An 8,894-nucleotide genomic window follows, 5' to 3' on the forward strand; every position below is an offset into this window, starting at 1 on the left:
CACCGCTAGACAATCAAGCGGCAGCAGTACTAGCGTTGCCTCATCACCTAGCAACACTAGATTCGAAGAGGGTCGTCATGCTCAACGCACTCGAGGTCGTCACCACCGTGATCGTCGGCGTGATGGTGGGGGTGGAGTTCTCCGTCGCCTTCGTCATCAACCCGATCCTCAACGCACTCCCCGAGGACAGCGGCCAACTCGGCCATGCCCACGGGGGCCGGATGCTCGGCGCCGTGATGCCGGTCTGGTACATCACCTCGCTCGCCCTCGTCGCGGTCTGGGCCATCGCCGGATGGCACCACCACGGCACCGGCCTCGTCGTCACCGCCGGCGCGCTGCTGATGCTCAGCGTGATCATGTCGATTCTGCTGCTCGTCCCGATCAACAACCGGAACAAGACGTGGACCCCTGACAACCGGCCCGCCGACTGGAAGCAGCAGATGAACCGCTGGGAACGCTTCCACTACGTCCGCGTCGCCGTCATCATCGCCGCCTTCGCCCTGCTGGTCGCCGCCCTCACCTGACACCAAAGCCGCCCCGACATGCACTGATTCGCCCCGTCATATCGACGGCTTTCGCCCCGCCGGGGTGAGCCCAACAGGGCTTCGGATTACTGACCCCGCGGGCCGACGACGCGCCGGTGGCGCACAATCCCCACTCCCCGGGCGGCAGTCGGCCACCGAAATCCCGACATCCGGGAATGCAGCTGCCGCACAGATCCCACAACTGCGATCCCGACAAACTACGCCCATCGATCAGCCGCGTCCGCGCGGCCTGATCAGGCCCCATACGACTCAGAAAGCTCCACGAAGCTCACCAAGCCGACGAAGACTCGCAAGGAGAAGAACAATGTCGCTGAAGAAGATCAACACCGTCCTGGCCGCCGCCTTCATCCTCTTCATCCTCTGGTTCGGGGCGGAGTTCATCCTGAGCCCGGAGACGACGGCGCCAAGCTTCGGCCTGCCGAGCTGGCCGTCCGGCGACGGCGACGGCTTCCTGATCATCAAGGGAATCCGCGACGTCGTCCTGGCCCTGGTCCTGGGCATCCTGCTGGTGACGGGTCACCGCCGGGCGCTGGGCTGGGTGTTGTTGGTGGAGGCCCTCGCCGCATACGGCGACATGACCACCGTGCTGGCCCACCACGGCTCCGTGGCCACCGCGCTCGGCGTCCACGGCCTGACCGCGACGCTGATGGTGGTCAACGGCCTGCTGATAATGCGCGAGACCCGCAAGGTCGCGGCCGCTCCGGCAACGCCCGCCCCGCAGCCTGCCTAACGAGCTCGTGCATGGTTAGCGCTGGCGCGTGGGGACCTTGATCGTTGATCATGGTCTGTGTGGTGGGGAACCGGGCACGTGCAGCAATCATCCGAAGCCAGCGGATCACGGGGCTGACGCCCGATGTGGTTGCTGAACTCGTCGCCGAGTTTGGCCCGTTACACTCACCACACTCCAGTCGATCCGGCCCTCCGTGTCTGCCTCCGTGCGTCACCGCACCAGCACAGCAGCACAGGGCCCCGTAGAGCTCGGATCTCCGGACACGACTGCAACTCACAGTGATCGGAGCGTGACTCGCCAACTGCAGATCAATTCCGCCACCTATCGATCAACGTCTCACTGACCTCTCGCAGCGAAGGTTGAGCTTTCTCACCGAACATTGAGCGCAGGGACGTGCTCTTGGCCATCGGAGAGTCTGCCCGACTCGGTGTCAGTGGCCAGCTGGTACCGATGTCGGTGTGACCGGCGAGCAGGGTTCGTTTCGTTCAGCGCCAGCCCCCGTGGCGCGGCTCCGAGTGCTCTCCGAACGGTGGGTCGTATGCCTGCCCGTCCTCGGCGGTCACTACGTAGTCAGGCTCGGTCCTTGAGGCTGCTTCTTGCAGTCGCATGACGAGGTCGGCGACGGGCGAACCGCTTTTGCGATGCCGGACCATGTGCAGGTCACCCGGCCGCGCGGCAGCCGGGTCAGCTCGCCGGGCTGGTTAGGACGCAGTTCGGATAGTCGTTGTCTGGATCGCCGACGGCGACCCAGAGCTTCAGGACCTTGGTTCCGGGCGGAGAGGCCGGGTAGCAGAAGGCCTCAGACTGCGACGGAGAGCAGGTCCACCACGAAGACGAGTGTCGAGCCCGCCGGGATCAATGGCGAGGGTGACTGGTTGCCGTAGCCGAGGCGCGGGGGAACGATGATCTCGCGCCGGCCGCCGACCTTCATCCCTCTGACCCCGCGGTCCCAGCCCTTGATGACCTTGCCACCGCCCACGGCGAACTTGAACGTCTGGCCCCGGTCCCAGGAGGTGTCGAATTCCTTTCCGGACTCGAAGGTGACCCCGACGTAGTGAACCTGGACAACCCTGCCCGGCTTCGCCTCAAGCCCGTCCCCGACGACGAGGTCGCGGATTGTCAGCTCGGTGGGAGCGTCCTCCGGAAGGTCGATCTCGGGCTTCGTCAGTTCACTCATTGCAGCCTCATTCGCTCGCCGCCGGAAGCCCTCATACAGACCAGCCAGGCGCATGGTCACTCTATGCAGTAGATCATCATGCTGCCGTGAACGCTGATCTCCTGGAGCGCATCAAGCCCAACGGAGCACGATGCTCAGCGTGACTGGGCGTGCTACGTCATCGGTACGCTGCGCCCGTACTCGATGATGGCGAGGCCCTGCTCCCCGCGTCCGCGGGTATGCCCCCTGGGCTGCGCCTGGTGGCGCGTGGCCCACTGCACGGAAGGTCCTTCAGCCTGCGCTGATAACGGTCGTGGACTCGGTCCGAGAAGCGCCCGCAGCCCGGACACGCCGCCCGGGCCGCGCGGCCTCTCGCCACCACCTCGACCGTGCCGAACGCAGCCGTAACCGCCTCGACGTCCACATCGTCGATCCCCTCGAACACCAGCGAGTCCCAGAACGGTGCACCGGTCTGCATGACCAGCACCATCACCGCTCACAACCGGCCGCAGCAGCGGCCAGCAGAGACCAGAGGGAGCGTCACTTCCGACTGTCAAACGACAAGGCGTACGCCGCCTCACACGAGCCAGTCCCTCGCAATCGAACGCCGGGGTAACGCTCCGCAACGGCTCCCCAAGATCTGTGCCAGAACCCGTAACTCGCCGACAAAGCCAAGGACCCCCAGCTGGGCCAGCGCTTGCGCGGTCGCGACCGCCACCACCTCGATCCGGTGACCGGACCGCCGGTAGGCCGCCGACACCGCGCGGAACTCTTCCTCGTCGGCGAGGGCGGACTCGACCACCGCGTCGAACCCATGCGCTCGGACGTGTTCCTCAACTGCCGCCTGCCAACGGCTCGTGTCGGGGCGGACCGCCGCGCCGGCGGTACGGACGTCGGCGTCCAGGAGCGCGGCGTACTGGCGGTGGGCGGGTTTGTAGAGGTCCCGGCCGATCCTTACGGCGCCGCCCCGGCGGTCCAGGGCCGCCTGGACCAGATCTGCGACCTGCGTTTTCCCGGCTCCCGGAGGGCCGCCGACGATGACGACGCCCGGCTGGTCCTGTGTCACGGCGATGCTCGTCGCTGCCGGGAGGATCAGCCGGTGCAGCGCGTCCTGGTGCTCTTCCTCGCTCAGCACTGCCGAGATGACGCACTCTCCCAACTAAGCCCATCCGTACGGGTGTTCATGCGTAGAACGATCAACTGACGATACGTTAACACAATTCCGGGAGGGTTAAATGTTCGAGTAAAACACAGGGCTAAAAAAATCTGGTAGTGTCCGGCATGGAGGTAGAGATATGGCATCCGAGGAAGAGCTGTTCGCGAACATCGACGCCCTGCTGGAGGAGGAGCCGCAGCTCCCGCCCCCGGCCGAGCGCGCCCGGCTACGTGAGGCCGCCGGCATCACCCAGGCCCGCCTCGCGCAGGCCCTGAAGTCGACGACCCAGACCGTGAAGAACTGGGAGAACGGCCGCAGCGAGCCGAAGCCGCCGCGCCTGGAGGCGTACCAGCGGCTGCTGAACGGGTGGGCGGCGAGGTTTCCTGCCCACAGCCCCGTCACCGCTGCCGCCCCCGTCTCGGCCCCTGTTCCGGAGCCGGTCCCGAAGACGTTCACCGGCCCGGCCACCGTGCCCGAGCCGGAGGAGAGGCCTGTGCCGCAGGCTCCCGCCGTCCAGAGCGCCCCGGATCGTTCGGCATCGCTCCCGGCGACGTCGCGCCGCCCGGCCGCGAAGAAGGCCGCGAAGCCGGCGGCCGACCCGCGGTTTCCGCACGGCCCGCTCGCGGTCCTGGACGGCGACGGCTCCGCGTACGGCGTCGACGGCATCGTGCTCGACTGCCCGGCCACCACGGTGCCGGAGCTGGTGGAGTGGACGCTCAAGGAGTCCGGCCTCGGTGCCGCGAAGCTAAACCGGTACGGCAAGGACAGCGACCCGCTGATCGTGCTCACGGCGGCGGCCGCCGTGAAGCTCGGGCTGCCGGAGCGCCTGGAGGGCCACGAGCAGCGCCGCTCCCTGCGCCTGCCGGAGGACCACCCGGTGGTCAAGCAGGTCACGAAGGCGAAGTGGCAGCTCACGCAGCGTGGGTTCGGCCCGTGGGCACGGATCTACCGCAAGGCGCAGGGCCGTGAGCGGCAGTGCGTGCAGCTGGCGATCCTGTCGTGGGACGCCCTCGATGAGCGGTCCTGGCCGGGCGTCGCGGACATGGAGCCGGCCGACGTCGCCCGCGTCCTCGGGGTGTACGCCCAGCGTGTCATCACCCCGCGCGGCTCCACGGCGGTGTCCGGGCTGGAGCTGATGACGGCGATGCGCCCGCCGACGAAGGCCGTGCAGGACCCGCAGACCGGGAACTGGGTGTCCGGCTACAACGCGGGCTCGCTGGGGACGGAGCCGATGGACCCGGCGCCGCCGGAGGCCACCCCGGAGCACCCCGTCGTCGTGAACTCCGGCTGGACCGGCGGGTTCCTCAACGAGGAGGCGTATCAGTGGGTGCGGTCGGTGGACTCGCTCAGCGATGAGGAGTGCACGCTGCCCTTCGCGGTCGGCCTGGACCTCAACACGGCGTTCCTCGCCGCCGCGGCCCGGCTGGTCGTCGGCTTGTCCGCGCCCGACCACTTCAACGCCCCGAAGTTCAACCCGAAGATCCCCGGGAGCTGGCTGGTCGACCTTTCCCACATCGAGCTGGACCCGCGCCTGCCCTCGCCGTTCACTCCGGACGGCACCCGCCCCACGGGCCCGGCCTGGTACCAGACGCACACCGTCGCCTACGCCCAGGAGCTCGGGCACGACGTGCACCCGATCGAGGCGTACCTGCGCCGGGAGACCGGCGCGTACCTGGACCCGTGGCACGACCGGCTCAAGACGGCGTACGTCGACACCCTCGCCGACCTCGGCGTCACCAAGGACCTGGACGACCGCCAGTTCCTCGCCGCGATGGAGAAGCACAAGCAGATCGACCCGGCCCTGGCTGCCGTGCTCGCCGCCATCAAGGCCACGGTGAAGGGCGGCGTCGGCAAGCTCCGCGAGCGCCCGCAGGGCAAGTCCTACAAGGAGGGCGAGACGTGGCCGGCCCTTCAGCGGCCCACGTGGCGCCCCGACATCCGCGCCGCCGTCATCAGCAAGGCCCGGGTCAACATGCACCGCAAGCTCAACAACATGGTCAAGATGACGGGCCTGTTCCCGCTCGCCGTGCTGTCCGACTGCGTCGTCTACCCCTCGCCGGGAGAGAGCCCGCTCGACTTCCTCCCGTACGCGGCGTCCGGCAAGCCGCAGCCCGGCGGGTTCCGCCTCGGGCCCACGCCGGGCCTGGCGAAGCTGGAGGGCGTTCAGTCGACGCTGTGGGCGGTCGACCTGATGGAGAAGGGCCTCAACCCGGCCCGCCATATCAAGGGCGGCGACGCCGTCCTGGACGAAGGGGAGTAAGGCCGTGGGGGAGATCGAGGACGCCATTGAGCGGGCCGGCCGGGAATCGTTCACCCGGGAGCCGCCGAAGACGCTCAAGGGTCAGATCGGTTATCTGCTCAAGCAGATGGGCAGCGCGAAGGCCGTCGCGCAGGAGCTCGGGGTCACCGCCGACTCCGTAAACCGCTACCGGCGCGGCGCCCGCAAGCACGCCCGCGCCGACGTCGCCGCAAAGATCGACGACTCGGTGCGGGCCCGCTGGCAGCCGCAGGTACGCAAGCGCCGGCAGAAGCAGGCCGCCGCCGCGACCGGCATCACGGTAGAAACACGGGCCCGGTTCGGGTACTCCGCAGCGGTCGGCACAACCGACGACGGACGGTTCCGGCGACTCACCGTGCACCTCCCCCCGGCGTACGCGCAGCGCCTGTTCGACGCCCGCGACGCCGGAGCCGGCGACCAGGAGATGCGCGGGATCATCGCCGAAGGGTTTAAGGACGTCTATTTCCAGGACGGTGGTGGCCGCGCCATGGGACTCTCGGACGTGGCCATCAATGACATTGACTACCTGGATCTCGACTACTAATTCGGAGCCATTTATGGCAAGCATCAATTCCTGTGACTGAGTGATTCAGTTGGCAGGTTGAATGCGCTCCACGCGCCCAGCCGTCGCGTCCGGGAGCCCGGCGCTGGGAACCCCCGGGGAAGCCGACGGGGTGACCCTGCGGGCCGCACTGGCCGCACTGGCCGCGATTGAGCAGCCCCTGTCCGGGACCGTGCGGGGCTTGAGCCCCTTCACGCGGGCGCCGTTGACGTTGCTCTCCCGGGGAACGACACGCACCTCCCCGGCCCGCAGCCGCAGGTCCTCGTGCCGCAGCCCGAGCGCCTCCCCGATCCGCAGCCCCGTCTCCGACAGCAGCACGAGCATGAACCGGTCCCGAAGGCTGGCGCAGGCGTCGACCAGACGCCGGGTCTCCCCGGCCGTCACGGTGGCCGGCACCTTGGACGCTGTGGCGATGCGGATCGGGCTGTAGGCATCCGGCCCCGGCCCGTGGCGCCGGGTGTGCACCAGCATCGGCACATACCGGCCCATCGGCCGGGGCCCCGTCAGCTTTCCGAGCAGGGCCGGCACGGTCTCGTCCCGGCGGGCGTGGAACCGGTACAGCCCGGCGAGTGCGGCCCGCTTGCGTACGAGCGTGGTGTTGCCGACCGCAGGCGGCATGCCTGGCAGCTGGTACACGCCGGGCCGACGCGCCGGACGCGATCGCTGAAGCCAGGCGAGGAGTTCCGTGAGGTCCTCCAAGCCCAGACGCCGGAAATCAGCATCCCGCTGACCGGTCCATTCGAAGAAGTCCCGCAGGTTATGCGCGTACGCCTCCGCGGTGTACGGCGAGCGCCCCGTCGCGGTGAGATGGCCCAGATACAGGTCCGCCGCCTCCACGGGCAAACCCCCGGGGGCAATGACGGTGTACGACACCCGATCCGACTCCGGAACCCGCACCCGCTGCACTCGCATAGCTCCCCGCGCTGCGTCGATGACACGACCACACCAGATGTCCACGACGGGCATTCGGTGCTGCCCACTCCAAGGAGGAAGACGTCAAGGACAACACGCAGCGAGCTGTTCATATAAGCACCAGCTGGCGAGGCACACTTTTGATCCACGCCGGATCCACTGTGGACCAGGCCGCTCTGAACGCCCCGGTCGTCACCCGCGCCCTGCCCGCCGGGCACACCGTGGTGAAGGGCGCCGTGGTTGCCGTGGCCGACCTGGGCGACTGTCACATGGACGATGTTGGTAGTTCCGGCTATCAGAAATTGCGCAATGGGGTGCAGTAAGGCGTCCGTGGTCAGCAGCCAGGCCACGCGCAGCAGACGCGGCCCGCCCGCCTCGACGAACTCTTCGAAGTCCGGGGCACTGCGGTTGTTGCCTCTCGCGCCGGCCGTGCCCCCGCCATCGTGCCTGTGCAGTACCTGTGTCCTTCACTCCTGGTCAACCAGGTGGCCCCCCGGTCCGGTTGCCTTGCGGCGAGAAGGATTTCGATCAGCCATGTCGGCCGCCTGACGCATAGGGTCGGCGGCCGCGCAGCGGCCCCTACCCACATGTGGGGGAAGCGACGAAATGGGCTCTGCAGAGTGACGGAATGCCTGCGATCACTGAGCGGGTCGTCCGCGGCGGGTTCGGCGGCGTGAACGGGGCTGCGGGTTCCCATTTTGGGAACGCCGGGCCTGCTCGGGGATCGTGGGGCGCGCCTGGTAGGTGAACTCAGTAGCGAGCACCACCACCGACGGGCCCCCTCGGTGGTGGTGGCGGGCTGGTTGAGGTCCCGGGCGAGCTGGTGAATCTCGCGTACGAAGTTCTCGATGAACGTGCTGAAGTTGGCTCGCTCCAGGGGGGTCTCGCGATGGTCGATCGTGTGGGTGATCTCGCTGAGACAGTACTCAGACATGGAGGCCACCACGAAGTCGTCCTTGTTCTCGACGAGCAGTCGCCCGATGCGTAGCGCGAGTGGGAAGCGCTGATCCTGGGCGATCACGCGTGTTCGTTCGGCTCGCTCCTCCGCCAAAGCACGGTCCTCGTGCTTGCGTGCGACCTCAGGCGAGCGGCGTTCGTGCGGCTCCCGGACCACTTCCGCCTTCAAGCGGCGAGCCTTCTGGTAAGCGCCCTGTTTCGACGTCACGCACAGCGCCTCGTTGAAGTGGTGCCACGGGACCCCAGCGGCGCGGCCATGCTCGATCGCCTTAAGCTGGCCGGCGTCAGCCTGCTCACGCAAGTACTTCCAGAGCTTCGCCCTGAGCACCGCGGCCTCGCCCACCACGTTGACAGCCACGTTGTTTGGCTGCTTCAGCTCAGATGCCCTTCGGGCCGTGTGTAGAAGAACGAGGAACACCTCGTCAGACGCAGGGAACTGGGCAAGTTCGCGATCCTCGCCGAGCTCGTGCAGTTCACGGAGGCGGTCCGCGATCGCCACCGTGTTAACCTCGCCGTTTCAGTTGGGGTTGCTGGGCGGCTGAGCGAGTTTGTTTGAGGCCGTGTCGGCCGTGGACATGGTGAGAGCCCGACGCGGGGT

9 protein-coding genes and 1 pseudogene are annotated in these 8,894 nt (G+C 67.9%); 5 read left to right on the top strand and 5 right to left on the bottom strand.

Going from position 1 to position 8,894, the window contains the following annotated elements; translation table 11 throughout:
• Positions 1 to 77: 77 nt before the first annotated feature.
• Both ACFT7S_RS37345 and ACFT7S_RS37350 read left to right on the top strand, forming a co-directional pair.
• A complete protein-coding gene (locus tag ACFT7S_RS37345) occupies positions 78 to 524 on the top strand; it encodes an anthrone oxygenase family protein (RefSeq protein WP_382740600.1) in 447 nt (148 codons plus the stop codon).
• A gap of 325 nt (positions 525 to 849) precedes the next feature.
• The gene (locus ACFT7S_RS37350) at positions 850 to 1,275 is read left to right on the top strand and encodes a DUF4267 domain-containing protein (protein ID WP_382740603.1); all 426 of its coding nucleotides are present in this window, start codon (positions 850 to 852) and stop codon (positions 1,273 to 1,275) included.
• A 799-nt stretch (positions 1,276 to 2,074) separates the two neighbouring features.
• Here ACFT7S_RS37350 and ACFT7S_RS37355 read toward each other — a convergent pair.
• The 3 genes from ACFT7S_RS37355 to ACFT7S_RS37365 form a co-directional block, all read right to left on the bottom strand.
• The gene (locus ACFT7S_RS37355; protein WP_382740604.1) at positions 2,075 to 2,452 is read right to left on the bottom strand and encodes an FKBP-type peptidyl-prolyl cis-trans isomerase; all 378 of its coding nucleotides are present in this window, start codon (positions 2,450 to 2,452) and stop codon (positions 2,075 to 2,077) included.
• 157 nt (positions 2,453 to 2,609) lie between these two features.
• Positions 2,610 to 2,921 carry a transposase family protein gene (locus tag ACFT7S_RS37360; RefSeq protein ID WP_382740607.1) on the bottom strand — a complete coding sequence of 104 codons (312 nt, stop codon included), beginning with the start codon at positions 2,919 to 2,921 and terminating at the stop codon, positions 2,610 to 2,612.
• 87 nt (positions 2,922 to 3,008) lie between these two features.
• On the bottom strand, positions 3,009 to 3,566 hold the full coding sequence (locus ACFT7S_RS37365; protein WP_382740610.1) for a zeta toxin family protein: 558 nt from the start codon (positions 3,564 to 3,566) through the stop codon (positions 3,009 to 3,011).
• Positions 3,567 to 3,726: 160 nt separating this feature from the next.
• Here ACFT7S_RS37365 and tap point away from each other — a divergent pair, with 160 nt between their 5' ends.
• Both tap and tpg read left to right on the top strand, forming a co-directional pair.
• Positions 3,727 to 5,847: a telomere-associated protein Tap gene (gene tap, locus ACFT7S_RS37370; protein WP_382740613.1), complete on the top strand. Its 2,121-nt coding sequence runs from the start codon at positions 3,727 to 3,729 to the stop codon at positions 5,845 to 5,847.
• Positions 5,848 to 5,851: 4 nt separating this feature from the next.
• Positions 5,852 to 6,409, top strand: a complete 558-nt coding sequence (tpg, locus tag ACFT7S_RS37375) for a telomere-protecting terminal protein Tpg (protein WP_382740616.1) — start codon at positions 5,852 to 5,854, stop codon at positions 6,407 to 6,409.
• Positions 6,410 to 6,454: 45 nt separating this feature from the next.
• Here tpg and ACFT7S_RS37380 read toward each other — a convergent pair whose 3' ends face one another.
• Entirely contained in the window at positions 6,455 to 7,264 is an 810-nt protein-coding gene (locus ACFT7S_RS37380; protein WP_382740619.1) for a tyrosine-type recombinase/integrase, read from the bottom strand.
• A 236-nt stretch (positions 7,265 to 7,500) separates the two neighbouring features.
• Here ACFT7S_RS37380 and ACFT7S_RS37385 point away from each other — a divergent pair, with 236 nt between their 5' ends.
• Positions 7,501 to 7,662, top strand: coding sequence for a hypothetical protein (locus ACFT7S_RS37385; RefSeq protein WP_382740621.1), 162 nt, complete (start codon positions 7,501 to 7,503; stop codon positions 7,660 to 7,662).
• Here the strand turns inward: ACFT7S_RS37385 and ACFT7S_RS37390 are convergent.
• Positions 7,657 to 7,794 (bottom strand): annotated as a pseudogene (locus ACFT7S_RS37390) (SigE family RNA polymerase sigma factor); the annotation flags it as partial. The gene ACFT7S_RS37385 and the pseudogene ACFT7S_RS37390 overlap by 6 nt on opposite strands.
• Positions 7,795 to 8,894: the final 1,100 nt, after the last annotated feature.

It is taken from the genome of Streptomyces sp. NPDC057136 (assembly GCF_042670885.1).
Taxonomy (GTDB): domain Bacteria; phylum Actinomycetota; class Actinomycetes; order Streptomycetales; family Streptomycetaceae; genus Streptomyces.